22 protein-coding genes and 1 tRNA gene are annotated in these 25951 nt (G+C 64.3%); 11 read left to right on the top strand and 12 right to left on the bottom strand.

Annotated features, from left to right (window positions below; translation table 11 throughout):
• Positions 1 to 58 precede the first annotated feature (58 nt).
• Both tssL and tagH read right to left on the bottom strand, forming a co-directional pair.
• Entirely contained in the window at positions 59 to 1537 is a 1479-nt protein-coding gene (gene tssL, locus BM177_RS20915; protein WP_091681037.1) for a type VI secretion system protein TssL, long form, read from the bottom strand.
• 84 nt (positions 1538 to 1621) lie between these two features.
• Positions 1622 to 2881: a type VI secretion system-associated FHA domain protein TagH gene (tagH, locus tag BM177_RS08315; protein WP_175492536.1), complete on the bottom strand. Its 1260-nt coding sequence runs from the start codon at positions 2879 to 2881 to the stop codon at positions 1622 to 1624.
• A 354-nt stretch (positions 2882 to 3235) separates the two neighbouring features.
• Between tagH and BM177_RS08310 the strand changes: the two genes are divergently transcribed.
• The 5 genes from BM177_RS08310 to BM177_RS08290 all read left to right on the top strand — a co-directional run bounded on the left by BM177_RS08310 (position 3236) and on the right by BM177_RS08290 (position 10340).
• A complete protein-coding gene (locus BM177_RS08310) occupies positions 3236 to 6793 on the top strand; it encodes a caspase family protein (RefSeq protein WP_091681033.1) in 3558 nt (1185 codons plus the stop codon).
• Positions 6794 to 6917: 124 nt separating this feature from the next.
• A tRNA-Val gene (locus tag BM177_RS08305) sits at positions 6918 to 6992 on the top strand.
• Between the two features lie 317 nt (positions 6993 to 7309).
• Entirely contained in the window at positions 7310 to 8737 is a 1428-nt protein-coding gene (locus BM177_RS08300; protein ID WP_280140540.1) for an aspartate aminotransferase family protein, read from the top strand.
• Between the two features lie 57 nt (positions 8738 to 8794).
• Entirely contained in the window at positions 8795 to 9376 is a 582-nt protein-coding gene (rimM, locus tag BM177_RS08295) for a ribosome maturation factor RimM (protein WP_091681029.1), read from the top strand.
• Between the two features lie 340 nt (positions 9377 to 9716).
• Positions 9717 to 10340, top strand: a complete 624-nt coding sequence (locus tag BM177_RS08290; protein WP_244532211.1) for a L,D-transpeptidase — start codon at positions 9717 to 9719, stop codon at positions 10338 to 10340.
• A gap of 129 nt (positions 10341 to 10469) precedes the next feature.
• Here the strand turns inward: BM177_RS08290 and BM177_RS08285 are convergent, their stop codons facing one another.
• Together BM177_RS08285 and ykgO are read right to left on the bottom strand one after the other, a co-directional pair.
• Positions 10470 to 11141: a tetratricopeptide repeat protein gene (locus tag BM177_RS08285; protein ID WP_091681027.1), complete on the bottom strand. Its 672-nt coding sequence runs from the start codon at positions 11139 to 11141 to the stop codon at positions 10470 to 10472.
• Positions 11142 to 11206: 65 nt separating this feature from the next.
• Positions 11207 to 11332 carry a type B 50S ribosomal protein L36 gene (gene ykgO / locus BM177_RS08280; protein WP_012590802.1) on the bottom strand — a complete coding sequence of 42 codons (126 nt, stop codon included), beginning with the start codon at positions 11330 to 11332 and terminating at the stop codon, positions 11207 to 11209.
• A gap of 243 nt (positions 11333 to 11575) precedes the next feature.
• Here ykgO and BM177_RS08275 point away from each other — a divergent pair, with 243 nt between their 5' ends.
• From BM177_RS08275 to BM177_RS08255, 5 genes are all read left to right on the top strand, one after another.
• Positions 11576 to 11959, top strand: a complete 384-nt coding sequence (locus tag BM177_RS08275; protein WP_091681024.1) for a hypothetical protein — start codon at positions 11576 to 11578, stop codon at positions 11957 to 11959.
• Between the two features lie 163 nt (positions 11960 to 12122).
• Positions 12123 to 13898, top strand: a complete 1776-nt coding sequence (locus BM177_RS08270) for a NirA family protein (protein ID WP_091681021.1) — start codon at positions 12123 to 12125, stop codon at positions 13896 to 13898.
• Entirely contained in the window at positions 13895 to 15499 is a 1605-nt protein-coding gene (locus tag BM177_RS08265; protein ID WP_091681018.1) for a sulfite reductase subunit alpha, read from the top strand. The genes BM177_RS08270 and BM177_RS08265 overlap by 4 nt, the downstream gene beginning before the upstream one ends.
• A 158-nt stretch (positions 15500 to 15657) precedes the next feature.
• Complete coding sequence (locus tag BM177_RS08260) at positions 15658 to 16308, top strand: DUF1007 family protein (protein WP_091681015.1); 651 nt, start codon at positions 15658 to 15660, stop codon at positions 16306 to 16308.
• A gap of 7 nt (positions 16309 to 16315) precedes the next feature.
• The gene (locus tag BM177_RS08255) at positions 16316 to 17413 is read left to right on the top strand and encodes a nickel/cobalt transporter (RefSeq protein ID WP_244532210.1); all 1098 of its coding nucleotides are present in this window, start codon (positions 16316 to 16318) and stop codon (positions 17411 to 17413) included.
• 43 nt (positions 17414 to 17456) lie between these two features.
• Here the strand turns inward: BM177_RS08255 and mepK are convergent, their stop codons facing one another.
• Together mepK and hemW are read right to left on the bottom strand one after the other, a co-directional pair.
• Positions 17457 to 19262, bottom strand: a complete 1806-nt coding sequence (mepK, locus tag BM177_RS08250; RefSeq protein WP_244532209.1) for a peptidoglycan L,D-endopeptidase MepK — start codon at positions 19260 to 19262, stop codon at positions 17457 to 17459.
• Between the two features lie 289 nt (positions 19263 to 19551).
• Positions 19552 to 20721, bottom strand: a complete 1170-nt coding sequence (gene hemW, locus BM177_RS08245; protein WP_091681010.1) for a radical SAM family heme chaperone HemW — start codon at positions 20719 to 20721, stop codon at positions 19552 to 19554.
• A 281-nt stretch (positions 20722 to 21002) separates the two neighbouring features.
• On the opposite strand from hemW, the gene BM177_RS19985 reads away from it, so the two are divergent.
• On the top strand, positions 21003 to 22022 hold the full coding sequence (locus BM177_RS19985) for a hypothetical protein (RefSeq protein ID WP_175492535.1): 1020 nt from the start codon (positions 21003 to 21005) through the stop codon (positions 22020 to 22022).
• Between the two features lie 29 nt (positions 22023 to 22051).
• Here the strand turns inward: BM177_RS19985 and BM177_RS08235 are convergent, their stop codons facing one another.
• The 6 genes from BM177_RS08235 to BM177_RS08210 all read right to left on the bottom strand — a co-directional run bounded on the left by BM177_RS08235 (position 22052) and on the right by BM177_RS08210 (position 25918).
• Positions 22052 to 22357: a hypothetical protein gene (locus BM177_RS08235; RefSeq protein WP_091681313.1), complete on the bottom strand. Its 306-nt coding sequence runs from the start codon at positions 22355 to 22357 to the stop codon at positions 22052 to 22054.
• 107 nt (positions 22358 to 22464) lie between these two features.
• Positions 22465 to 23106, bottom strand: coding sequence for an RdgB/HAM1 family non-canonical purine NTP pyrophosphatase (gene rdgB, locus BM177_RS08230; protein WP_091681008.1), 642 nt, complete (start codon positions 23104 to 23106; stop codon positions 22465 to 22467).
• Positions 23107 to 23820, bottom strand: a complete 714-nt coding sequence (gene rph, locus BM177_RS08225; protein WP_091681006.1) for a ribonuclease PH — start codon at positions 23818 to 23820, stop codon at positions 23107 to 23109.
• A 102-nt stretch (positions 23821 to 23922) separates the two neighbouring features.
• On the bottom strand, positions 23923 to 24462 hold the full coding sequence (locus BM177_RS08220) for an adenine phosphoribosyltransferase (protein ID WP_091681004.1): 540 nt from the start codon (positions 24460 to 24462) through the stop codon (positions 23923 to 23925).
• Complete coding sequence (locus BM177_RS08215; protein ID WP_091681002.1) at positions 24459 to 25334, bottom strand: S-methyl-5'-thioadenosine phosphorylase; 876 nt, start codon at positions 25332 to 25334, stop codon at positions 24459 to 24461. Before BM177_RS08215 ends, BM177_RS08220 begins: the two co-directional genes overlap by 4 nt.
• Before the next feature lie 77 nt (positions 25335 to 25411).
• Positions 25412 to 25918, bottom strand: coding sequence for a DUF3455 domain-containing protein (locus tag BM177_RS08210; RefSeq protein WP_091680999.1), 507 nt, complete (start codon positions 25916 to 25918; stop codon positions 25412 to 25414).
• Positions 25919 to 25951 lie beyond the last annotated feature (33 nt).

The raw sequence follows: 25951 nt of genomic DNA, 5'->3' as shown, positions 1-25951 counted from the left end.
GAAACGCAGGGCGCCAGGACGTCCGCGTCAGGGACACAAAGGCCATGGACACAAGCGTTCAGTCGCTGCGCGGAACGACAATCTCGACCCTCCGGTTCTTGTTGCGTCCCTCGGGAGTATCGTTCGAAGCGATCGGGAGATCCGCGCCCTTGCCTTCGATCTCGACCCGTTCCGGCCGCGAAAGCGATTGTTTGAGAAGCGCGCCCACGGCCTTCGCCCGCTCCAGCGACAGCTCGAAATTCGAGGCGAACCGCGCATTCGAGATCGGCGTGTTGTCGGAATGGCCGACCACCTTGACGGCGCCCTTTTCGTCGTCGAGCGCAAGAGCAATGAACATCATGAGCGGACGCACGTCTTCGAGGATCGTCGCCTTCCCGGGCTGAAACAGCGCCCGATCGGTGATGTGGATGACGATCTGGTTCGCGCTGGATTCGACGCTCAACGATCCCGCGTCGATGTTCGGCTCGAGAACCTTTCGAATATGATCGATCTGTGAGACTTGCGCCTGGGTCGGCGGCGGCGCCGGCGGGGGATCGACCGCCACCTTGCGGGCGATGGAGACCGGCGTCTGCGGGTTCAGCGCAATCAGGGTTTCGGCCGCCGCCTCCGCCTGGTGGCTGAGAGAAAGACGAAGGCCGACAAAATTCGCAAAGACAATCAGCCCCGCCACGCCGGCGGCGGTCCAGAGCGGAACCCGCAGGCTGACAGCGTGGCTGGCGAGCGGCTGGCCTTCCCATCGCGGCGACAGCTGACGTACAGGCGCTGGAGCCGATCTTTGCAGAACCTCGGAGAGATCATGCCTGAGATCCTGCAGCGTCGCTGCGCCTCCGGGCAGGGTCTGCCGCCCGCCGTGGAAGCCAAGCGCCAGGCAGGCCTGAAACAGTTCAAGCAGCTGGTGGCGCGCGGACGTGTCCTGCTTGATGCGGTCGAGTTCGTCGAAGAAACGCGATCCTTGATTGGTCTCCCCGAAGAAGCGGGTCATGAGGCCGGATTGGAGCGCCGGATTCCGGTCCTCGTCAGGCAGATTGGAGAGGACTTCGTCAGCGGTCGCGCACAGAACGTATTTGGCGGTGTCGACGTCATCCGGCGCGACCCCGACGGCGCGCATGTCGCGTTCGCTCTTCTCGATCGCCGCGGCGATCTGCGCGGTGAGGCCGGGCCCCGGCGCACGCAAAAGCGCGGTGCGCAATCTTCCAAGCAGAAGCAGGAGCGGTCCGGCCGCCTGCATGATCGGATTGGCGTTCGGAGCGGTGAGGTCGAGGCCCTGCACGGCGGATTGCCGCGGGACCGGCGGCGGCGGCTTCCGGGCCGGATCGGCAAGGACGCCGGCCGGACGGCGCCCGCCTGGATTGGGCCGGAAAATCGTGCCTTCTTCGGCGAGGTTCGGCGCCGGTTGGCGCGAGGCTTCGCCGGAATCGGGATTGGGCGCGATTCCCGACGGAGCGATCCCCGACGAAGGACGAGCCGCCGGCATCGGCCGGAACACGGTGCGGTCGTCATTCTCCTCCAGTCCCCGGCCCGGATCTTTTTCACTCATGGGTTTTCCTGAAATCTTGCCTGAAATTTTCCCTGGAAATCTTGTCGACGCGGCTGTCCGGTCGCGACGCGGACCGCGGCGGCCTCAGGATCTCGCCTCGGGATTCTTCGCCTCGTCATAACATTCGGCGAAATAGAGCATGAAAGCGTCGACCAGCCCATCCTGGTGGCGGAGCGTCTTTGCGTTCCAGCGGGCGAGATAAAGATCCCAAAGCCTGCGCTTGCGCGACCCGAGCAGTCCGGAAAAGCCCCCCTCCGGTCCAACGGCTTCCTCGAGAGTTTCGGGATCGAGATCCTCGACCAGCATGCGGACCGCCTGCTGCATGGCCGCGAACGTATTCACCTGATGCGTCTTCAGATCCTTGAATGCGCCTTCGAAGGCTCGTCTGGCCTCGAGGTATCCGCTGGTGCGCGGCCCGAACATGATCTTCAGGGCGTCGTCGGGGGTCGGCGCGAATTTCAACGGATTGTTGTCGAGGGCTTGAATCATGGTCTGGCTCGAGGTGCGGGCGAACCGTTTGGCCTTGAAGCGCGCGCTGAGAAGCTGAGTCAGATTTTCAACGCTAAGGCGCATCAGCGCGCCAAGGTCTTCGGCGACCCGCAACGGATCCTGGCGGGCGAAGATCTGCTCCGAAATTCCCGCGCCCTTGGCGAAGCTGCGCAAGAACGCTTCAGCCGATGGAGCTTCGGCGCCGCCGTCCGCACGGCCGCCGTCCCCTTTGACGGCCTCCCGTTCACGCCCCTGGCTTCGATCCGTTGCGCCCCAGGCTTCGATCTCCAGCGCTTGAGCGCTGAACGGAAGGGTCGAAAGTTCGCCGCCCGCCTGCGCCTCGTTCCGGCCTTCGCCAGCGCTTTCCCCTCGCGGGGCCGCATCGTTCAAGGCCAGCTCGCCGGCTTCGAAGCCCAACGCAGGCTCCTGGCTCGCGATCGCGGCAAGTCTACTTTCCGAGGCAAGTCTACTTTCCGGGGTAAGCGCGCTTTCCGAGTCAAGTCCGGTTGACGCGCTTTGAGAAGCGTCGCCGGCCTCCTCCTCGATCGAAACGGCGATCACAAACGGGCCGACAGACAGCCGGTCGCCGTCGCGAAGCCGATGCGGCGCCTGCATCCGCCGGGTTCCGCCGTTCAGAAACGTGCCGTTGGTCGACAGGTCGTTCAGCCAGTAAGCGCCATCCCGATACTTCAATTCGCAATGGCGGCCCGAAATGAATCGCGTCGGATCGGGCAGCGTCCAGCCAAGATGAGCGGCGCGGCCGATGTCGAAGCTGCGCTTGTCGTCGAGCCTGACGCTGACAGGAGCGCCATTTGGCAAGCTCTGTTCGTTTTCGATCGTCAGGATCAGCGTCATGGCAACACTCCAAACTCGCAAGAAGACGCCGGAAAATACTGCAAACATCAACATGAATAATTTAATATCGCTGAAACAACAGCCGCGCCTTTTTCTTTACTGTCCGCACGAAGTCATGCGATCAATCAGAAATCGTCCCAGAGTCAAAGGCTTGAGTGTATTCTTGTCGATTGGATTGATTCAATCCGATCGGAATGTGCTCTAGCATGATCTTGGCGCGAGATTTCTCGGTGCGGGCGCGCACGCTGCGGACGCAAGCGATAGCGTTATTGTTTAACTCCTGAACAAAACCTATGTTAGCGCCGAGACGCGTCGCTTGGTACAGATTATCATGTCTCGCCCCGAAGCGGTCAAATGACTCGTCGATTGTTGAGCCTCGCAGCCGTTCTCCTCTGGAGCCTAGTCGCGCTGGCGATGACGGTCGGCCCGGCGAGCGCGGAACGGCGCGTCGCCCTCGTCCTTGGAAATTCCTCCTACAAAAATGCGGCGCTGGCGCTCGTCAACGCAAGATTTGACGCCGAGGACGTCGCCGCGGCGCTCACCTCGCTCGGATTCGAGGTTTTGACCCAGACCGACGCGGACATCGCCGGGACCAACAAGGCGATCCAGCAATTCGCCCGGATGGCGGTCGGCGCGGACGCCGCGCTGTTCTTTTACGCTGGCCATGCGCTTCAGTACCAGGGTCAGAATTTTCTCCTGCCCGTCGACGCGGACGTCAAGGATGAGATCAGTCTGCCCTTCGAGACGGTCTCCATTGAAAATGTGCGAGCCATCCTTGACCGCTCGAGCGGGATCAAGATCATGGTTCTCGACGCCTGCCGCAACAATCCGGTGGCGGAGCGGCTCGGCAAGATCGCCGCCCTGCGTCCGGCGGGTCCGGCCGGCGAGCGGACTCGCGGACTGGAGCGAACCGATTCCGCAGCCGGCAGGCCCGGAGGGCTCATTGTCGCCTACGCCACCGCGCCGGACGAGGTCGCGCTTGACGGTCAAGGCCGCAACAGTCCCTTCACGAAAGCGTTCTTGCGCCGTTTGAGCGAGCCGGGGCTCGAAATCGAGGCGATGTTTCGCCGGGTTGCGAGCGACGTGAGCGCGCAGACTGGCGGGCGCCAAAGACCCGAGACCTATGTTTCGCTTCTTGGCGAATATTATCTGAACCGGGCCGATGTCGCCGCCTGGGAGAAGGTGAAGGCCGCAGAAGATCCCGCCGTCTTGCGCGAATTTATCGAAAGGTACCCCTCTTCCTTCTACGCGATCGAAGCCCGTTACCGCCTGCAGGCGTTGGAACGCGCTCTCGCCGACGCCAAGGAGCGCGCTCTCCGCGAAGCCGAAACCGCCCGGCGCGAAAAGGAGGCCCTCGCACGCGAGGCCGCCGCGCGGCGGCAGGCCGACGAAGCCTGCCAGAAAGACCGCGCCGCCTTGGCCGCCGCCGGCCCTCGCGATGAAACCGGATTGCGCTCGCTCGCGGGCTCAGCCTCCTGCGATGAGGTCAAGTCGGGCGCGCAAAAGCGCCTCGCCGACCTCGAATCCGCGAGGGCCGCGGAAGTCGACGTCTGCCGTCGCGACGGCGCGGCTCTCGCCGCGGCGGATCAGGGCGATCCGGTCCGACTTGGAGAGCTTTTGAAGACCACGCGATGCGGCGACATCAAAACGGCGATTTTGGAAAAAACCGCCGCCCTGGAGGCCGCGCAGGCCAAGCAGGCCGAACTTTGCCGCCGCGAGAACGGCGAACTGAAGGCTCTCGCCGGGCGCGGACGCAGTCCCGAATTCGAAACCTTGCGCGCGCGAGCCACCTGCCCGGCCACGATCGCCGCGATCGATCGCGCCTTGAGCGAATTCGCCGCCGCCACTGACGCGGCCTGCGCGCGCGACGGCGCGGCGCTCGACGCCATCGGCCCTAGAGACGGCGCGGCGTTACGCGCGCTGATCGGGAAGGCCCCTTGCGACAGGGTTAAATCGGCGGCGGCGGCGCGGCTCGCCGAACTCGACGCCGCGCTCGCTCGCGAGGCCGAGGCCTGCCGCCGGGAGGACGCCGCCGTCAAGACCCTGACGGAACGGGGATCGCCGAAAGATATCGGGGCGATGCGCCAGACGGCGCAGTGTCCCGCCGCCATCGCAGCGATCGATCGCAGCCTTCGCGAACTTGCCGCCGCGGCCGACGCCGCCTGCGCCAAGGATAACGCCGCGCTCGCGGCGATCGGCCCTCGCGACCTCGACGGGTTGCGCAGCCTCGCCAGCCGCGCGACCTGCCTGGCAATCAAGACCAGCGCGGAGCGGCGCGGCACCGAACTCGAAGCGTTGCTGGCCCGCGAGGCGGAACAATGCGCCAGCGATCAATCGCAATGGAAAGCCCTCGCCAATTCGGGCGACCGCGCCGGCGTCGAAAGCTTCCGACAGCGCGCTGGTTGCCCCGGCGTCGTCGCCGAAATCGATAGCCGGCTCGCCGCGCTCAAGACGATCTGCCGGCGCGACGAGGCGAGCCTTGCGGCGCTTGGGCCCCGCGACGCCGCCGGCCTGCGCACGTTCGTCGACACCGCTGTTTGCGATGACGTGAAGACCCCCGCCCGGCAACGTCTGGCCAAACTGGAGGCGATTCTCGCTCAGGAGGAGGCGACCTGCCAGCGCGACGAAACGGCCTGGCGGCCCCTCGCCGAATCCGGCGATCGCGCCGGGATCGCCGCATTCCGCAAGAACGCCGAATGCGCGAGCGTCACGGCGGCGGCCGACCGCAGGCTCGGCGAACTCGCCGTTCTCTGCCGCCGTGAGGATTCGGCTCTGGCTCAAATCGGGGATCGCGACGCCGACGCATTGCGAGGCTTTGCCGAAAAGACTGTTTGCGAGGACGTCAAGACGAACGCGCGTCAACGTCTGGCGAAACTCGAATCCTCGATCGCGCGCGAGGCCGAAATCTGCCAGCGCGACGAAGCGGATTTCAAGACGGCTTCCGCCCAGAAAGATCGCGCCGGCCTCGCCGCGCTGCGCCAGCGGGCCGGATGCCCCAGGGTCGTCGCCGAAATCGACGCCGCGCTGGGCGATCTCAAGGCCGCATGCGGACGCGACCAGACGGCGCTCGCGGCCATGGGACAAAACGACGTCGACGCCGCCCGATCGCTCCTCGCCAGGACGTCATGCGACGACATCAAAGCCGCCGCCCGCGCGAAAATCGCAAGCCTCGAAGCCGATCTCGCCCGCCAGGAAGAAACCTGCCGCCGCGAAGATCTGGAATTGACCTCGCTCCAGACCCAAGGGGCCGACGCCCGCGACCGGCTCGTCGATCTGCGGCGCGGGCTCGGCTGCGCCAAGCTGCGGCCGGCGCTCGAGGCGGCTCTGGAGCAGCTGCCGCCCCCGCCTGCGCAGCCTGAAGTCAACACCAACGCCCAGATTCTGTCGGCGCAAATCGAATTGCGCCGGCTCGGCTGCGCCAGCGGACGCAACAACGGCATCCTCGACGCGAAGATGGAAAAAGCGCTGGACCGGTATTTTCAGGCTCTCGGCCGTTCCCCGACGAAGGCCTCGGAGATCAGGATCGACGACGATTTTCTCCTCGAGCTGAGGGGCTATAAATCCGAGATCTGCGCGCCTCCGGTGACCGCCAAGCCCGAGCCCTCCGTCGAACCCGCGAAGCCGGAGGAGAAGCCGCCTCATCGGCGCAAGAACGAAATCGCAAATTATCCCCCGAAAAATGAGCCGGCGCCGCGCGCGTCCGAGCCGAAACCGGCGAGAGAGCCGCGCGAGCCGGCAAGGGAAAAGGCCGCGCGCCCGGCTCCGATCGAGAAACGGCAGCCCCAACGCGAGGCGCGCCAGCCGGCGCCCCGTGAACGGCGCCCTGCGCCAGCGGCCACATCGTCGGCGCGTTCGGGCGGCGGCGCCGCGGGGGGAGGCGGCGGAGCCGGAGCGCTGGGCGTCGGTTTTTGACCCTCCGCACGAGCCTTGCGCGCGCCCCGACCGGTTCGCGCAAGATCATCGCTTTGCGGCTTGCGCCCTGGCGAACGAGCCGATATACCCTGTCGCCATCGCTGATCCCTTCCTCGAAGGGTCAGGGCGCGTAGCTCAGCGGGAGAGCACTACGTTGACATCGTAGGGGTCACAGGTTCGATCCCTGTCGCGCCCACCATCTCCAGAAAGGCGCGCTCCAAAGAGGCGCGCCGGCGCAAGTCTGCAAAGACCGCGGCGCTTGACCTGCGCAACCTCGTCAAGGAGGTCGCTCCCGCAAGGCGGAAAGACTAGCAGCGGACGCGGCGATTGACGCTCCGCCCATGGCTGTTTCTTTCCGAAGCGGAAAATGCTTAGACTAAAAAACGCTCGATTGAGTGACGATGCTCGTACTTCGTTCGTTTGTTCTGGTTCAAGGCGGTTCGGCGGATTTTATCCCGCCGTGTCGAGCCGGCCTTTGAAGACACGCCCCGAAGCTGCGCGCCACGGATGAGAAGCATGTTTGTTGAGGACCTTAAGTCTCAGTTAATCGACGACCCGCGCTTTGACATTCTGACCCTTCTCGAAAAGCGCGAGCAGGAACGTTACGGCCTGCATTCGAAGCACATGAACGAAATGATGGTCCGCGTGCTCCAGACCATCGGCTATGACGTCGGGTTTCGCGCCGGGCGCGGGCAATATCTTTGGGACCATTCCGGCTCCCGCTACCTTGACCTTCTCAGCGGCTGGGGCGTTTTCGCGCTCGGCCGCAATCATCCGACGGTCCGCGAGGCGCTAAGCTCCGTGCTCGGCGCCGACCTGCCCAATCTCGTGCAGATGGACGTGTCCGTGCTCTCCAGTCTGCTCGCCGAGCGCCTGCTTGAGTTCGTTCCCTTTCTCGACAAGGTCTTCTTCACCAATTCCGGCGCGGAAACTGTTGAGGCGGCGATCAAATTCGCCCGCCGGACGACAGGGCGCCCCAATATCATCTATTGCGATCACGCCTTCCATGGCCTGACCTACGGCGCGCTGGCGTTGAACGGAGATCCGGTATTCCGGGAGGGATTCGAGCCGCTCCTGCCGGGCTGCGTCAGAATTCCCTTCAACGACCTCGCGGCGCTCGAACAGGCCTTGTCAGGGCGGGACGCGGCCGCCTTCATCGTCGAACCGATTCAGGGCAAGGGCGTCAATATTCCAGATGACCTCTACCTTCGCGGGGCGCAGGCCTTGTGCCGAAAATATGGCGCCCTGTTCGTCGCCGACGAGATCCAGACCGGGCTTGGCCGGACCGGACGTTTCCTTGCGATCGAACATTGGGGCGTCGAGCCCGACATGGTGCTCATCGCCAAGGCCTTGTCCGGCGGACATGTGCCGGTCGGCGCGGTGCTGACCCGGAAGCATATTTTCGAAAAAGTGTTCAACCGGATGGACCGCGCGGTGGTGCACGGATCGACCTTCGCGAAGAACGACCTCGCGATGGCGGCCGGCCTCGCGACGCTGGAGGTCATCCAGTCCGAGGATCTCGTCCGCAAGTCAGCGCAGAACGGCGCGCGGCTGCTCCGCGCGTTCGAAGCCATGGCGGACCGTTACGAACTGGTGCATGCGGTGCGCGGCAAGGGGCTGATGATCGGCATCGAGTTCGGCGCCCCCCGTTCGCTGAAACTGAAAGCGGCCTGGAGCCTTTTGGAGACGTTCAACGCCGGGCTTTTCTGCCAGCTCATTACGATTCCGCTATTCAAGGATCACAAGATTCTGGCGCAGGTGGCGGGGCACGGCAGTCATACGGTGAAGCTGCTCCCCGCGCTCATCCTCAACGACGCGGATTGCGACTGGATCGAACGCTCCTTCGATGCGGTGATCGCCGACAGCCATCGCGTTCCAGGGGCCGTCTGGTCGCTCGGCACGACCCTAGCCGATCACGCCATGAAAGCGCGCGTCTCCCGTTAAGGCGGGCTTGGATAAGAACCGGGCTTGGATTAAGGCAGGTTTGGAAAGGACTAGCCGTTGCTCAACGACCGCGTCCTTGTCGGCAAGTTTGGCGCAGCGCATGGCGTCAGAGGCGAAGTGCGCCTCAAATCCTACACCGGCGATCCGAAGGCGATCGGCTCCTACAAGCCGCTCCACGACGCCGCCGGAACACGCCAGTTCACCATCGAGAGCCTGCGCCATCTGAAGGACGACCTGTTCGTCGCCCGCATTCAGGGCGTCCGCGACCGCTCCATCGCGGAAAGCCTGACCAATCTCGACCTCTACGTCGACCGGAAGGCCCTTCCCGCCGCCGGCGAGGACGAGTTCTATCTCGCCGATCTCGTCGGGCTCGCCGCGGTCAGCGAGACGGGCAAAACCGCCGGCGCCATCGTCGCGGTGCATAATTTCGGCGGCGGCGATATTCTGGAAATCGCGCCCGCGGCGGGAGGCGCGACCCTGCTCGTCGCCTTCACCAAAGAGAATGTCCCGCGTGTCGACGTGGCGGGCGGACGCCTGACCTTGCGGCCTCCGGCGGAGGTTGAGGCGGAGGCTCCTGCCGATGACGATTTTGATCGTTCGGCCTCCGATGAGCATGCCGCGCGAGCCTCGGAAACTTAGAGCGCTTTCCGATCGCATGAAGTCATGCGATCGATCAGAAATCGCTCCAGAGTCAAAAGCTTGAGCATAGTCTGATTTGCTCCCGCCGAAATCCGCCCGGGATTTTCGTCCAAGCCCGCCGCCAGCCAGCAAGGAGATCGATCCGGCGAACGCGCGCAATAAAGACATCCGCGGGAAAGTCCAGTTTGGAGCACAACCACGAGACGTTGAGCAACCTGAGAGTGAAACACCGGCGCGTTACGCCGCGATGCAATATTTATTATTTAACCTTATTTACGCTGAAACGTTTACCTTTCGGGCGTCGTTGATTATTTATGTAATTCAACAGCGAGACGAAGCCATGCGATTCATGTCCGCCCTTTGTTTCCTCGGCTTTACCGCTTGTCCCGTCGTCAACGCCGAGGCGCGGGTCAATATCGCCATCGATCTCGGATCGCAGACCATGCATGTCAGTTCCGCGAGCGGCGACTACGTCTGGCCGGTGTCGACGGCGCGGTCCGGCTACGTGACGCCGCGAGGCCATTATCACGCCACCGGGCTGCAGCGCATGCACTATTCGCGCAAGTACGACATGTCGCCAATGCCGAATTCCATTTTCTTCAAAGGCGGCTATGCGATCCACGGCACGCATGCGACGGGGCATCTTGGCCACCCGGCCTCCCACGGCTGCGTCAGGCTTTCGCCCGGCAACGCGGCCCGGCTTTATGAGATGGTCAAAGCCGAGGGCGCCGATATCGAAATCTCCGGCTCGCCGCCGCGGACGACGATGTATGCGCGCCATCGGAACCGGGATGGCGCCGCCGCCTTTGCGGCCCGCCGCCACCGCGATTATGGCAATGAAGATTGGCGGGCGGAGCGTGCGCTCGCCTATGCGCCGGGGTCTCGCGGCCATATCGCCGCGCGGGCCGGAAGGATTATCCAGCCGGTCTACCGCGGACCGTTTTCATGGGAAGCCTGGCCGTGATGCTGACGCCGAGGCCGCTTCCTGCGGTCCCGGAAACAGCGCCAAAGTTTTGTTCTAGACGCCCGCTCGAGATCAGGCTGTTCTTTTAAAAAAGGCTTCTTTACTTGAATTTACTTCGAAAGCGCCTCGTCAGATATCCCGACCTTCGACTGTAAGTTTCAGTTTTTCAACGGTTTTTTGCAACTCGGGTTGCATCGGATAAAGGCTTAGCGACTTGCCGTAGATCTGCAACGCCTGCTTGTCGAGACCAGCGCGCTGCAAGATCGCTCCCATCCCGGCGAGCGCGCCAAAATGCCTCGGCTCCAGTTTTATCACCTGGTCGATATCGGCCATGGCCCCTTCAGAATCGTCAGCGAGAAAGCGGACGGTGGCGCGCTGGTTCCAGGCTTCCGCCCATTGGGGTTCGAGAGCGACGATCTTGTCCAGGAGCGAAAGCGCGAGCGGATAATGAGAGTCCTGGATGGATTGCGCGGCGCGCTGCATCAGCAGGCTGGCCGTGTCCGAACGGGTCTGAAACCAGATATGCTGAATGGAAAGCGCGAGAGTCTGGGCTTCGTTTTGATCCCGCGCCCGCTGGAGACGCGCAAAAAGATCGTCAAGCATCTGTCCGCGAATGGCGGCAGACGCAAGAGGCGAGGCGGCAGGTTTTTTGTGGCCGCCCTCTCCCGGCCCGGAAGCGGGGCCAGGACGGTCGCTCTGCGGCAGTTGCGAACCCGCGTCCGCCGCCGCGGCGGCGTTGGCGCAGAGCAATCCCGCGAGGCAAACAAGAAACCAGGCGAAAAACCGGGAAAGAGATCGCATACCTGAGCGTACCGAACCGGCGCTCCGGCGTCAAAGCCGATCTGCGTTCAAAACACGGGGGCCATTCAGCCCTGACGCGCCTTGTAGCGCTTCTGCGTCTTGTTGATGATGTAGACGCGGCCCTTGCGGCGCACGAGCTGGTTGTCGCGATGGCGGCCGCGCAGCGATTTCAAGGAATTACGGACTTTCATCAGAGCGGGTCCCAGAAAAATAAATAACCGGCCGCGCGGCCGGTCAAAACGAACTGCGCTCCTATGCCCTATCCTGGCGCGACAATCAACCCCTTGCCGACCCGGCCCCTGAGCCCCGCCCCTTGGAGACCCTTGTCATCCCAAAAATCGGCGGTCCTCCATAAGAGAATAAATAATCATTTGAACCCAAGGTGAAATGTTTCCGCCGTCCAACAACGTTTCACGCCAATCTCCGGCCATTCCATGACCTTGACTGATCCCGCTTCCGCTCCGCGCCCGCTGCCGAATGGTTATCGGCAAAGCATCGGCAATGCGATCACGATCTTCCTCGGCTTCTCGTTGACGTTTCTGAGAGGCTGGGTGTTCGAGGCGCCCGGCGACTGGACGCCCCGCTCGGTCGCCGCCGCGCTCGTCCTGACCATTCCGATCTTTATGGAAATCCACGCCTTGTTCCGGTCGCTGCGGCTGGCGGACGATGACGCCGCAGAATATGTCAAGACCGTGCGCTGGTTCATCGCGTCGGTCATCGCGATGGTCTTCGCCATACTCCTGTCGGCGGTTATCCTGTCCGGCGCGATCGAACCAGGGGTTGCGCCCTCCCCGCATTCGCCCCGCATCGAACGGTAGGCGCCAGCCCGGATCGATCATCCGGCGCCCGCATTGATTATAGGAAAGGCGAGATTTCAGGGGAAAGGCGAAAAGACCGGAGCTTCGCCGGAGCGGCGCGGATTTTGCTGGACTGAGGGGAGTTGACCCTCCTCAAATCCAGAAGAAAAGTTCGCGGTGCCTGATGAGCGTTGATTTTACATCGGAACAGAAGCGTTATCTCGAAGGCTTTGCGTCAGGACTTCACATCGCCAGAGCGGGAAAAGCGATGGCTCCGGCGCCTAATTCTAAGGCGCCCACCACCGCGCCCGTTTCCGGGCCGGACGCGCCGCATCTCGCCGCCATGGCGAGGTTTGAGGCGCAGGGCAAAAAGCTCGCCGATCAGGAAAAATGGAAGCGCGAGGAGCACCCTTTCGACGCCTACCCGCGCCTGAAGGATCAGACGGCGCGCGACGAATTTCCCAAGGCTCCGGATAATTTCCGCTGGCGATACTACGGGCTGTTTTATGTCGCGCCCGCGCAGGACGCCTATATGTGCCGCCTGCGTATTCCCAACGGAATTCTCAATCATTGGCAATTCGCCGGCGTCGCCGACATAGCGGACAGGTTCGCGGCCCCCTACGCGCATGTGACGACGCGCGCCAACTTGCAGATCCGCGAAATCCCCGCCCGGCGCGGGATCGACGTGATCGAGGCCATTCAGGAGCTGGGCCTGTCGTCCCGCCATTCCGGAGCGGACAATATCCGCAATGTCACCGGGGATGCGACGGCGGGAATCGGCCGGTTCGAGCTTCTGGACACCCGCCCTTACGCGCGCGCATGGAATTTTCACGTCCAGAACGAGCGCGCCCTCTCGGGACTGCCGCGCAAGTTCAACGTGGCGTTTGACGGCGGCGGGGCGATCGCCACCCTCGAGGACACCAACGACATCGGCTTCCAGGCCGTCGAGGTCACGGCCGGGGCGAGCCTTCCGCCGGGCGTCTATTTCCGTCTGGTCCTTGGCGGCATCTCCGGCCACCGGGATCTTGCCCGCGACACAGGCGTCGTTCTTCCTCCCGCCGATGCGGTGATGGTGGCGGACGCGATCGTCCGCGCGTTCATCGACCTCGGCGACCGCACCAACCGGGCGAAGGCCCGGCTCAAATACGTACTCGACGGGATGGGCTTCGACGCCTTCCTCAAGGCGGTCGAGGCGAAGCTCGGACGCCCCCTCGCGCGGGTGGAGGCGGCCCATGTCGCGCCGCGCCCGGCGCAGGACCGGCACGCCCATATCGGGGTTCACCCGCAGCGTCAGCCCGGCCTCTCCTATATCGGAATCGCCCTCCCGGTCGGCAAAATGACGACGGCGCAGATGCGCGAACTCGCAGCCATCGCCAGGGATTGCGGCGACGGCGACATCCGGCTGACCGTGTGGCAGAATTTGCTGCTTTCAGGCCTCGCCGCGGACAGGATCGCCGAGGCGCAGGAGCGGATCGAGGCCGCGGGCCTCGACTGGAGGGCCTCCAGCATCCGAGCCGGGCTCATCGCCTGCACGGGTTCGCGCGGCTGCAAGTTTTCCGCCGCCGACACCAAGGGCCACGCGGACGCCATCGCCGCCTGGTGCGAGACGCGGGTGGCGCTCGACCAGCCCGTCAACATCCACCTCACCGGCTGTCACCATTCCTGCGCCCAGCATTACATTGGCGACATCGGCCTCATCGGCGCGCGGGTGACGGTCAACGACGACGGAGATACGGTGGACGGCTACCATCTGCATGTCGGCGGCGGCTTCGGCGAAGGCGCCGCGATCGGCCGCGAGCTGCGCCGCGACGTCAAGGCGGAGGACGCGCCCCGGCTCATCGAGAATTTGCTTTCCGCCTATCTTTCGAACCGCGCCGGGCCGGAGCAGAGTTTCCAGAGCTTCACCGCCAGCCGCGATCTCAAAACGCTGCAAACATTCGCGCTCGGAGGCGACGCATGAGCGTGCTGGTCACCCCTCCCGGGATAACGCCGATGCTGCCCGAAAGCGCGCCCTTCTCCGACGAGCAGCGCGCATGGCTGAACGGATTTTTCGCTGGCCTCTATGCGCCGGATCCAGCGCGGGACCCGACGGCGCTTGCTCCTCTCGCCGAGGCTCCGCAAGAGGAGGAGGCGCCCTGGCACGATCCGGCGATGGCGCTCGACGAGCGCATGAAGCTGGCCGAGGGCCTGCCCTTGCGGCGGCGGATGATGGCGGCCATGGCGCAGCAGGATTGCGGCCAGTGCGGCTATCTTTGCGAAACCTATGCGGAGGCGATCGCGGCAGGCGCCGAATCGCGGCTGAACCTCTGCGCGCCCGGAGAAAAACAGACCGCCCGCGCGTTGAAGGCCCTGGCGGAAGAACTCGCGGGCGCTCCGGGGGCCGCGGCGGCGGCGCCTCAAACTGAGGCTCCGTCTGAGGCCGCCTCCCCGCACGCCGCCACGGCGAAGCCGGGCTATGCGCGCGAGGCTCCGGTCGAAATCAGCTTTCTCTCGCGCGGGCGCCTCAACAAGGAGAGTTCTGAAAAATCGACCTACCATATCGAATTCGACCTCTCCGGGAGCGGCCTTGAATATTGCGTCGGCGACAGTCTGGGGGTGTTTCCGCGCAACGATCCGGCGCTCGTCGACGCCGTCATCGCGGCGCTCCACGCGCCGCAGGATTTCCCCATCGCCGGCCACACGCTGCGTGAGGTCCTCCTCTCCGAGGTTTCACTCGGGAGCGCTCCCGACTCGCTGTTCGAACTGATCTCCTATGTGACCGGTGGCGAGCGCCGGAAAAAGGCGAAAAGCCTCGCCAGGGGCGAAGATCCCGACGGCGACGCCGAGACCCTCGACGTTCTCGCCGCCATCGAGAAATTTCCCGGCATCCGCCCCGATCCCGAGGCTTTCGTCGAAAGCCTCGATTCCCTGCAGCCTCGGCTCTATTCGATCTCGTCCTCTCCCAAGGCCGATCCCGCCCGCGTTTCGCTGACGGTCGATCACGTGCGTTACGCCGTCGGCGCGAGGGTCCGCCGCGGCGTCGCATCCTCCTGGCTCGCCGAGGACCTTCATCCGGGCGCGAGATTCCGGGCCTACATCCAGCGCGCGCATAATTTCGCGTTGCCGCAGAGCCCTGATACGCCGATCATCATGGTCGGCCCCGGCACCGGAATCGCCCCGTTCCGCGCCTTTCTGCATGAACGGCGCGCGACCAGGGCGAGCGGCGGCGCCTGGCTGTTCTTCGGCCACCAGCGCCGGGACGCCGATTTCTTCTACGAGGACGAACTCGGCGCCCTGAGCGCGGAAGGCGCGCTGTCGAAGCTGTCGCTCGCCTGGTCGCGCGACGCAGGGCCGAAAACATACGTCCAGGACAAAATGCGCGAAGAAGGTCTGGAACTGTGGACATGGCTCGATCGCGGCGGCCATTTTTATATCTGCGGCGACGCCAAACGCATGGCGGCGGACGTTGAAAAAGCGCTGATCGAGATCGTCGGAGAGCATGGCCGAAAGGATCCGGACGCCGCGCGGGCTTTCGTCCAGCAGCTCAAAAAGACCGGCCGCTACCAGGCGGACGTCTACTGAACCCCTCGTCTTCGCAAGGCCCGCCACTGTTTGGCCAGACTTGCGAAGTCAATAAGGGTTGGGCACGTTTCAAGCCTCGTTGACAAAACTTGACGATTGTCCTGTGAGACAGGCGGGTCGCCGGCCGGCGCGATACGCGCGGCGGTTCTCTGCGGCCGATGATGAGGACGCTTTTGCGCCTGAGGCTTTCCCTGATCGCGGCCCTGTCCCTCCTGGCGAACGCCGCGCTTGCGCATCCGCACGTCTGGGTGTCGGCGCAAGAACAGGTCGTGTTCGGCCCCAAGGGAGAGATCGAGGCGATCCGCCACGCCTGGGTGTTCGATGAAATGTATTCGGCCTTCGTGACGGAAGGCCAGAAAAAGGGCGGCCAGCTCCTGAGCAAGGACGATCTCGCGCCGCTGGCGAAAACCAATGTCGAGGATCTCGCCGAGTTCGATTATTTCACCCATGCGAAGGCGTCGAACAAAAAGATCGAGTTTGGGGCGCCGATCGACTATTCGCTGGAGGAACGCGACGACAAGCTGGTCGTCCTGCGCTTCACGCTTCCCTTGAAGACGCCCGCGAGCGCGGGAAAGGCGTTCTCGCTTCAGGTCTATGATCCGACGTATTTCGTCGCTTTCGAACTTGCAAAGCAGGATCCCGTCGCGCTCGTCGGCGCGCCCAAGGGTTGTTCCGCGAATGTGCTCGGAACAAAACCCCTCGCCGCCGACGAAACCAAGAAACTTTCGGAGGCTTTTTTCAGCGGCCTTTCGCCCGGCTCCGACTTCGGCGTCAAGCTGGCGAGTCCGATCATCATCGCCTGTCCGTGAACGGGATTTGATCGGCCTCATGTTCGGCGCGCTGTCGTTTCGGAAATTCCTGAAAAGGCCTTTGTCGAGCCCCCTTGGGCTGCTTGCGCTTTGCGGCGGTGCGCTCGCGTGCGCCGCGTCCGGATTGGATTCCGCCGCGCTTGCGCAAGGGGTCCATCATCCGTTCGCGGTGGGGGCCAATGAAGGCGCCGTGGGCGCGACCAATGGACTCGGCGGCTGGATTCTCACCCAGGAAAGCGGTTTCTACCGCTTGCTGACCGGCGCGATCCGCGCGGCGAAGGACAGCGGCCTCGTCGCCTCGGGGCTGATCGGCCTCAGTTTCGCCTATGGGGTTTTTCACGCCGCGGGTCCCGGCCACGGCAAGACGGTTCTAACCTCCTATATGCTCGCCAACGAGAACATGCTTCGCCGGGGTCTCGCGATTTCGCTCGCGGCCGCCCTGCTGCAGGGGCTCGTCGCCGTGACGATCGTCGGCGTCGCCGCCTTCATCTTCGGGGCCACGTCAAAACGGATGACGGCGGCCTCAAACGCCGTGGAAATCGCCAGCTACGCCGCGATCGCGCTTCTCGGCGCGGCGCTGCTCGCCAGGAAAGGATCGGCGCTGATTGCGGCCTGGAAATCCGGTCCTGTGCAAGACTTGCCATGGCAAGCTCCTCCACCCGGCGCGCCGAGCCGCTTCGCCGCCGACGATTGCAGTCTCGATCATACGCATGGTCCGGGCTGCGGGCATTTTCACGCGCCCGATCCGCGTTCCCTCGGTGAAGGATTTTCGTGGAGAAACGCGGCGTTGTCTGTCGTCGCGGCGGGGTCGCGTCCGTGTTCGGGCGCCATTCTTGTGCTTGTGTTCGCTCTGGCTCAGGGAGTTTTTCTGACGGGCGTCGGGGCGGTTCTGGCGATGTCGCTTGGAACCGCGATCACCACGGGAGCGCTCGCCTCCCTGGCGGTGTTCGCCAAAAAATCAGCGGTGAAATTCGCTCGGCCCGGCTCGCGGCGGGCCCTTGTCGCCGGAGCCCTGTTCGAAGCCGGCGCGGCGCTGGCCGTCCTGCTGCTTGGTTTGACCTTGCTGGCGGCGGCGCTGGCGGGAGTGGGACGGGGCGGCGGCTGAGCGCGAAATCTTATTTAAAAGGCGACTTCAAATTAAGACGACTTCATTTCGCGGAAGACGCAGCCACTGACTGCGTTTTAAAGTGGCTGCAGTCGAGGTCGCTCGCCGAGGCTCCGAAAGCCGTGACATAACCGGAGGTCGGTTTGTTCGAGAGCGCATCCGGAATGATCTTCGCCGCCTGGCGCAGACCCGTGACAGGTTGGCCCGGGACCGGATTTGAAGGCGACGACGCCGTTTGGCTTGCGCGTCCGTGGAAATTGGCCTTGTCGAGGCGGACCGAGACAATGGCTGGCTGAGTCGCGCTCACGGCTTTTTGGGCCGGATCGGGTTTTTGAAGCGGCTGCGCGCCTCCCGCATAAGCGAGGACCGCCGTCGACGCGCCCGTCTTCTCCTTCTGCCCATCGGTGATGATCACCGGCAGGCTCGCCGCGCGCTCGAGCGAAGCGTTCGGAGCCGGCGCGATCAGGCCGCCAATCGGATCGCCCTTCGCGGGCGTCGGCTTCAGCTGGGCTTCATGCGCCGGAGCGTCATGCGGCTGAGAATCATGCGGCTTAAGATCATGGCCTGACGCGGCGGCGTCACGAACCGACACCGAGGCGACTTTGGTCAGTCCATCGGCGCGCGGCGGCGGCAACGGCGCTTCCGCGAGCAGGGATGAAGCGGCGATGAGGTCGGCAGGACGGCGCGGCGGCGGCGGCGCGGCGAACGCGCGCGTCTCCTGTGCAGGCGAATCTTGCTCGCGAGACTCTTGAGGACGAGACTCTTGGCTGTCTCTGGGCGCGCTGGCCGCGCGGTCCTCGGCGATTCCGGCGCGACTGTCGCGAATTGGAGCGGGCGGCGTGAGGCTTGCGACCACGGTTTGGCTTTGAGCCGCAACCAGAGCAGGCGGTGGCGCGGGGGCCGCCGCGACCGCTGACGGCGCCGGAGCGGCGCTGAGGGCGGCAGGCGGAATGTCGCGCGCCTTGCGGCGATCGGCGGCCGACAGCTTCGCGGCCGCCGGAGCGGGCGCATCGGCGCGATCTAGGCTCGCGACCTGGGCGCGGGCCGGAGGGGCGGCGCGCTCTGCGGCGATGTCGTCCTGCGCCTCGCGTCCGCCGCCAAACAGCCAGGAAAAGAAATTTCCGCCTGAACTTGCGACCTGGACATCCGAGACGATTCCGCCGCGCGCGGCGATCTCGGCGCGCGCTTCTTCATAGCGGGGAAGCGTCCGGCCGTTCGAGGCGAGATGAACCGTCTTGCCGTCCGGGAACAGCCGCGCGAGCTGATCGTAGCTCATGCGCGGCCAGCTGCGCACGTTGCCGACGTCGAGATGGACGAAGGCCGCGCTGCCATAATAGCCGACGCCGCCTCTTTGGAGCCGCATCCCGATTTCGCGGATTTTCTCCATCGACAGGCTGCTGATGGTCGTGTCCATCGCCTTGCCGAGAATGTGCTGGGAATGTTCGGCGACCGCGCTGGAGCGGCTGCGCAGCATGGCGTTGGTTTCGGGGGAGCGATAAGCGGATACGATGCGGACCGGTTCGGTGACGCCCGCCGTGCGGTAGACCTCCCAGACGACGTCGAACAGACGCGGGTCCATTTTCGTGACGTCGTTGTTGCGCCAGTCGCGCAGAAAATAATTGAGCTTGGCGAGGACAGCCGGGTCATAGGCTCCGTTGACGCGGAACGTCGCCTGGATCGATTCGCCCGTATGCGAATGATAGAGATTCAATGTGCGGGTGTCACCGTTGGCGATCGCCGTCTCTGTCGAGGAGGGAGCGAACATACTGAATACGGCGGCCCCGACATAGACCGCGGCCAAGACGCCCGTATGCTTCAAGAAACCTGTGCGGAGCCGTGCTTGACGCAATTCAAAACTCCAATTTTCGTCCCGCGACGAGCGCCGCAGCAATGAAGCGAAATGATTAAAATTGTATCCGTTAACGCCGAATCCGGGACCAACCAGAACGAACCGACGCGAGGGGAACTAGCGCGCCTCTCATTTGCGAAACTGACCTTCAGCAACCTCCGCGATTCCGGATCAACCGCGACCGTAGCTTACGGTTGCGAATGCGGCGAGCGTGTGGCGTGACGCGATAGCGCAATCGCCAGCTTCAAAGCGGCGGACATAGTTCCGGCGCAATGGAGGAGTCGAGCAATCAGGCGGCGAGATCGGCGACGACGGCGTCGAGCACGGGAAAGCCTTCAGCGCTGACCCGCAGCCGCCCGTGCGGCGTATATTCGACCATGCCGTCGGCGATGAGAGAATCGACGCGGCGAGGATCGAGCCGGCGGCCCGCCATCGTGTGGAACGACGACGGCTCGATGCCTTCGGCAAGCCGAAGGCCCATCAGGAGAAATTCATCGGCCTGTTCGTCGTTGGTCAGGAACGCGTCTTCGACAAGACCATGACCTTCGGTCTCGACTGCGGTCAGCCAGGTCTCTGGATGGCGTTCCGTCGCCTGGGCGCGCCGCCCGTTCGGCGTCAAGATCCGGCCATGCGCGCCAGGCCCGACCCCCGCATATTCGCCGTAGCGCCAGTAGATGAGATTGTGCCGGCTTTCAGCGCCGGGCCGGGCGTGATTGGAAACCTCATAGGCCGGAAGCCCCGCCTTCGAGGTGACCTCCTGCGTCACATCCCAAAGGTCGCGAGCGAGATCGTCCCCCGGCAGAACCAGTTTGCCGCGATCGCGCAAGCGCTCGAACATCGTCTCGGGTTCGACGGTGAGCTGATAGAGCGAAAGATGATCGCGCGCGCGCAAGATCGCGGCGCCCAATTCCGTGCGCCAGTCCTTCGCGGTCTGGCCCGGGCGCGCGTAGATGAGATCGAACGAGTAACGCTCGAAAACGGACGCGGCGAGATCCACCGCCGCCATCGCCTCCGTCGCGCTGTGGGTTCTGCCGAGCGCCTTCAGATCGGCATCGTTCATCGCCTGCACGCCAAGCGAAACGCGGTTAATTCCAGCGGCGCGGAAGCCGCGAAAACGGGTCGCCTCGACGCTCGTCGGATTGGCCTCGAGAGTGATCTCGGCGTTCGCCGCGATCGGCCACAGAGCGGCGGCGGCGTCGAGAATCGCCGCCGCCGTCGAGGGTTTCATGAGCGAGGGCGTCCCGCCTCCGAAAAAGATCGAGGACACGGTGCGGCCCCGGGTAAGACCCGCGCGATGCGCAAGCTCGGCGCGATAGGCCTCGACAAAACGGTCTTCGTCGACAGGGTGCGCGCGGACATGGCTGTTGAAGTCGCAATAGGGGCATTTGGACAGGCAGAACGGCCAATGCACATAAAGCGCAAAGCCGGGGTCCTCGACGATTCTGTTTCGGTCACTCATCGGCTGGTTATGTCACGCTCTTGTGGCCAGGTCATCCAGGCGCCCTGACGCCCCTTCAAGTCTCTACGGACTTCGCCGTCAAAGTCACGCCACAATTAAACGCAGAGTCTTACTTTCTCAAACGCCCGCTCGTGAACATAAATCCGCCTTTCGACGAAGCGAGACTTGTCGAGATTGATCAAGACTTACCCAGATTGATTAAGAATACGTTTACTACGATTCAATACCGTCATCGCGCCCGGTTGCGCGCGACGACTGGCGTTCCAGACCACAGGTGAACTTTGGGCTATCTTCAGCCGCCGCCCATGCCGGCTCCGGTCATTGTGATGAAGGACGTCGGCGGCTTCGTCACCGATTATCAGACCCAAACCGCGCTTTATCGGGCGTCCGACCGCGAGGTGAGGCTCCACGAATGCCGTTCGGCCTGCACCCTCGCGCTCAGCCTGCCGAATGTCTGCGTCTATCCCGACAGCATCCTGAAATTTCATCAGGCCTACGATCCCCGCAATCATCAAACCGATTTCAACGTCTCGCAACAGCTGTTCGATTCCTATCCCGCGGCCGTGCGGGCGAGGCTCGGCGCCCTGACACGCGAATACAAGGTTCTGCGCGGCTCCGAATTGATCGGTCTTGGAATTCGCGCCTGCAACGAGCCGCGCGTGATGGTCGCGTCGGCCGCGCCTCGCAAACCCCCTGCTCTCTCGGCCTCGCCTCAACCGCCGACGCAGCCGCAGTCGCAGCCGATCGTACAGGCCTCGGTCCTGGGCGGATTCATGCGCAACGTCATGTCGGCGTTCGGCGGCGGATTTGCCGGCAAGCCCGGCGAGGCGCGCGAGCAGGCGGCGCTTGTCCGGCAGGGTTCCGCGGCAAGGCCGGCGCCGGAGGAAACGGCCGCCGACATTCCGCTGCCCCCGGCGCGCCCGACCGATCTCGGGCCCCCCGCCGAGGCGGCGCTTCAGCCTCAGCCGGAGGCGGCCGAAGCGTTTGAGGCGGCCGAGACGTTTGAGGCGACCAAGACGTTTGAGACAACCAGGGCGTCGGGAAAATTGGTCCCCTTGGATCCCGCCGCGACCGGGACGCTGGGGGCGCTTGCGCCGGGTCGGGAAGCGCCTGCGCCGAGTCAAGAAGCGTCAAGCGACGGCGTGCGGATTTCGGAAGCGCAGCCTCTCAAGTCGCGGCCCGCGGCCTTGAGCTATTCTTACGGGCGCCAACAGCCGCCCTACCGCCTGCCAGCGATCATCACCGGGTCGCAACCCATTCTGCCGCCGGGATTTCAGGCCTATGCGGAGCTGCGGCGGTAGAAGCGCGGCCGACGGTCGGGCCTCCCCGATCAGGTGCGGGCGGCCCTCGACGGGGCGGTCATTCGCCGGCTCGGCTTGCGTTCGACGACGACGGTGCGCGCCAGCCGTTCGCGTCCACCCGAGGTCACGATATGCTCGCTCTTGCGCGACGGCGCGGCCTTGAGCAATTCGGCCCGCACGACGTCCACCGGCAATTCCATCAGCGCGGCCGCGATTTCGACCTGCTGGAGGAGTTGGTCGGTCAAACCCTGCGCGGCGACGATGGCTTCCTTCAGAGTGGGCGGGTCGTGACGCACGCGCCTCGGGCCAAATTTCGTATTCCAGACAGCAGACATGATCCGCCTTCGTTCTCCGCGCCAGGGACTATGCGCCACGGGGCTTTACGCCAGGGGGCTTTTTTGCGCTGCAATATAATAGGGCGCGGCGCCGCGAAAATCAATGCTTAATCGTCGCCTTGAGCCGAAAGACAGGCGCCGGCAAAGGCCTGGAAGGCGCGGGCGCGATGCGACAGACCGGGCGAGCCGTCGGCGGGAATCCCGTGTTTTTCCTGCGCGCTCATTTCCGCGAAGGTCCGGGTGAAGGTTTCGGGCGTAAAAATCGGATCATAGCCGAAATTATGTTCGCCGCGCGGAGGGAACGCGAGAGCGCCGAAAACCTTGCCTTCGAAACTGTGTATCTCGCCGTCCGGGAAGGCGAGCGTCAGGACGCAGACGAAATGGGCCTTGAACGGCGCCTGCGCGCCCGCCTCCTTGAGCGCCGTTTCTATCCGCTTGATCGCGACGCCGAAATCACGGCCGGCGCCCGCCCACCGCGCCGAATAGATGCCGGGATCGCCGTTCAAGGCCGCGACGCAAAGTCCGGAATCGTCCGCAAGCGCCGGAAGACCAGCCGCTTTTGCGGCGGCGCGAGCCTTGATTTCGGAATTTTCGGCGAAGGTCGATCCGGTTTCCTCCGGATCAGGCAGGCCGAGTTCGGCGGCGGAGACCGCATCGACCCCGTAATGTTCGAGGAGGCCACGCATCTCCGCGAGCTTGCCGGAATTATGCGTTGCGATGACCAGCCGGCCGGTAAGCGGGCGGCCCAATCAGGCGACCGCCGTTTTCTGCAAGTCCACCAGCCGGGCGATGCCGGCCCGCGCCAGAGTCAGCATGGCGTGCAATTGCCCGTCGCTGAAGACGGCCGCTTCCGCGGTCGCCTGCACCTCGACGAGGGAACCCCCTCCCGTCATGACGAAATTGGCGTCGGTCTCCGCCGCTGAATCCTCGGCGTAGTCGAGATCGAGCACGGGCTCGCCATTGGAGATGCCGCAGGAAATGGCCGCGACGTGATCGCGCAACGGATGATCCTTGATGATCGAGCGCCCGCGCATCCATTTGACGCAATCGTGGAGCGCGACCCAGGCTCCCGTGATCGCCGCCGTCCGTGTGCCGCCGTCGGCCTGCAAGACGTCGCAGTCGAGGGTGATCTGACGCTCGCCAAGGCCCTGAAGATTGGTGACGGCGCGCAGGCTGCGGCCGATCAGGCGCTGGATTTCCTGGCTGCGGCCGGTTTGCTTGCCGGAAGTCGATTCCCGCCGGGTGCGCGTATGAGTGGCGCGCGGCAGCATGGAATATTCCGCGGTGACCCAGCCGCGCCCCTGCCCGCGCAGCCAGGCCGGCGGTTTGTCCTCCAGCGACGCGGTGCACAGCACATGCGTCCCGCCGAATTTGATCAGGCAGGAGCCTTCGGCGTAACGCGCGACATTGCGTTCGATCGTGACGGCGCGCAGTTCATCCGCAGCGCGATTGGAAGGACGCATGAAACCCCCGTTCGGTTGCTGCTGCTTCTAGAGAATTGCCTCTTGTCGCGCAACGGCGCCTCGGGAAATTCCTTAAACCGGGACGTTCCTGACCCGATCGTCTCAATGCCCGTCAAACGACATCAGCGTGCGGACAGGCACGCCGAGGTCCTCGATTTTTTTCGCGCCGCCAAGCGCGGGCAGATCGATCACGAAACAGGCGGCGACGACATCGGCGCCGATCTGCTTCAAAAGCTGGATGGCGCCGGTCGCCGTGCCGCCCGTGGCGATGAGATCGTCGACAAGGATCACGCGCTCGCCCGCCACGACCGCATCGTCATGGATCTCCATCTCGTCGAGGCCATATTCCAGCGAATAGGCGATCTTGACCGTCGTGTGCGGCAGCTTCCCCTTTTTGCGGATCGGCACGAAGCCGGCGGAGAGCTGATGCGCCACCGCGCCCCCGAGGATAAAGCCGCGCGCCTCCATGCCCGCGACCTTGTCGATCTTGGCGCCGGACCAGGGCTGCACCAGTTCGTCGATGGCGCAGCGGAACGCGCGCGCGTCGCCCAGCATGGTCGTGATGTCGCGGAACATGATTCCCGGCTTCGGATAATCCGGGATGGTGCGGATGCTGTTCTTCAGGTCGAACGGTATCGTCATGGCTGGTCGAACCGAAACATGATCGCCTCGAGTTTTTTCAAAAGAGCCGGGTCTCGGGCGGGGGCAGCGGTGATGATGGCGTTGTCGAGCGCGCGGTCGGATCCGATCGGACAGGGCTCGTGCTCGGCCGGAAAATCGCGCAGGAGCCGCCCGAGCAGGCGCGACGCCGCCCCGGAATTGGCCTGAACGATCTTGACCACAGAGGCGACATCGACGTCATCGTGATGAGGATGCCAGCAATCGTAGTCGGTGACCATGGCGATCGTCGCATAGGATATTTCCGCCTCACGCGCGAGCTTGGCTTCGGGCATGGCGGTCATGCCGATCACATCGAAACCAGCGGATCGGTACATTTGCGATTCGGCGAGCGACGAGAATTGCGGACCTTCCATGCAGACGTAGGTCCCCCCGGTCACGCAGGGGATGTCCTCAGCCGCCGCGGCGGCCGCGATCCGGCCTCGCAGCAAAGGCGCGACCGGATGCGCCATAGAGACATGCGCGACGCAGCCGTCGCCGAAGAAGGAGCTCCGCCGCGCGAATGTGCGGTCGACGAACTGATCCACCAGCAAGAACAATCCGGGATAGAGATCCTCCTTGAAGGAGCCGCAGGCGGAGACTGAGACGATATCGGTCACGCCCGCCCGCTTCAGGGCGTCGATATTGGCGCGATAATTGATGCTGGAGGGGGACAATCGATGGCCGCGGCCATGGCGGGCCAGAAACACCACCTTCGTCTCGCCGATCCGGCCGAGGCGCAGCGGATCGGACGGTTCTCCCCAAGGCGTCTCGAAGGTCAATTCGCGCACGTCTTCGAGGCCCGGCAAGTCATAGACGCCAGATCCCCCGATAATTCCGACCACAGCTGCGCTCATCCCGACTCCCGCTTTCCAGCTTTGCTGTTACAACCTGGGCAAGCCGGAGCGCAAGCGGAGCATAGTATAATCGCCGGTCAGGTGCCGTAGAATTCGTAGGTCGCCGAATAAGGAACCCGCGCGACTTCCCCGGCGCGGGCGCTAGTGCAGCTCTCGCCCGGCTCCGCGCCGCCGCTGGTGTTCAGCCGCCGTATCTCGCTGACCCCGTCGAGACGCCCTGACCCTTCGTGCGAATCGACGCGCAGCAGGAGCCAGGGGATTGCGCCCTCCTGCGGCGAAGCCCCTTTGGCGACGATCGCGCCGGTCACCTTCGAGCCGTCGGCCAAAATCCAGGACGGCCCTTTGGAATGCACGCCGATCTGGCGCCCGTCGGCGCCGGTCAAGACCGCCTGGGGCCCGGTCAGAACCCAGCCATAAGCCGGGTCTTTTCCGGACGGGTCTTTGGCCTGACACGAATAGATCTGCACGCCCTGCGCCTGCGCCGCGAACAGGAGCTTCGCGCCGGGAGACGCCGCCAGCGGCTCTTCGGCGGCGGCCGGAAGGGCAGAACCGCACAATGCAATGGTCCAGACGAGACGCCTCATGGGTATTTCCCCTTAAGAATTCTTCTTGCGATT

The organism is Methylocapsa palsarum (assembly GCF_900114285.1).
Taxonomy (GTDB): domain Bacteria; phylum Pseudomonadota; class Alphaproteobacteria; order Rhizobiales; family Beijerinckiaceae; genus Methylocapsa; species Methylocapsa palsarum.
This window is presented reverse-complemented; position numbering and strand designations above follow the sequence as displayed.

Coding starts and splice junctions, on each gene's coding strand:
- tssL (WP_091681037.1), bottom strand. CDS start 1,537: ATGAGTGAAAAAGATCCGGGCCGGGGACTGGAGGAGAATGACGACCGC.
- tagH (WP_175492536.1), bottom strand. CDS start 2,881: ATGACGCTGATCCTGACGATCGAAAACGAACAGAGCTTGCCAAATGGC.
- BM177_RS08310 (WP_091681033.1), top strand. CDS start 3,236: ATGACTCGTCGATTGTTGAGCCTCGCAGCCGTTCTCCTCTGGAGCCTA.
- BM177_RS08300 (WP_280140540.1), top strand. CDS start 7,310: ATGTTTGTTGAGGACCTTAAGTCTCAGTTAATCGACGACCCGCGCTTT.
- BM177_RS08290 (WP_244532211.1), top strand. CDS start 9,717: ATGCGATTCATGTCCGCCCTTTGTTTCCTCGGCTTTACCGCTTGTCCC.
- BM177_RS08285 (WP_091681027.1), bottom strand. CDS start 11,141: ATGCGATCTCTTTCCCGGTTTTTCGCCTGGTTTCTTGTTTGCCTCGCG.
- ykgO (WP_012590802.1), bottom strand. CDS start 11,332: ATGAAAGTCCGTAATTCCTTGAAATCGCTGCGCGGCCGCCATCGCGAC.
- BM177_RS08275 (WP_091681024.1), top strand. CDS start 11,576: ATGACCTTGACTGATCCCGCTTCCGCTCCGCGCCCGCTGCCGAATGGT.
- BM177_RS08270 (WP_091681021.1), top strand. CDS start 12,123: ATGAGCGTTGATTTTACATCGGAACAGAAGCGTTATCTCGAAGGCTTT.
- BM177_RS08265 (WP_091681018.1), top strand. CDS start 13,895: ATGAGCGTGCTGGTCACCCCTCCCGGGATAACGCCGATGCTGCCCGAA.
- BM177_RS08260 (WP_091681015.1), top strand. CDS start 15,658: ATGATGAGGACGCTTTTGCGCCTGAGGCTTTCCCTGATCGCGGCCCTG.
- hemW (WP_091681010.1), bottom strand. CDS start 20,721: ATGAGTGACCGAAACAGAATCGTCGAGGACCCCGGCTTTGCGCTTTAT.
- BM177_RS08235 (WP_091681313.1), bottom strand. CDS start 22,357: ATGTCTGCTGTCTGGAATACGAAATTTGGCCCGAGGCGCGTGCGTCAC.
- rph (WP_091681006.1), bottom strand. CDS start 23,820: ATGCGTCCTTCCAATCGCGCTGCGGATGAACTGCGCGCCGTCACGATC.
- BM177_RS08220 (WP_091681004.1), bottom strand. CDS start 24,462: ATGACGATACCGTTCGACCTGAAGAACAGCATCCGCACCATCCCGGAT.
- BM177_RS08215 (WP_091681002.1), bottom strand. CDS start 25,334: ATGAGCGCAGCTGTGGTCGGAATTATCGGGGGATCTGGCGTCTATGAC.
- BM177_RS08210 (WP_091680999.1), bottom strand. CDS start 25,918: ATGAGGCGTCTCGTCTGGACCATTGCATTGTGCGGTTCTGCCCTTCCG.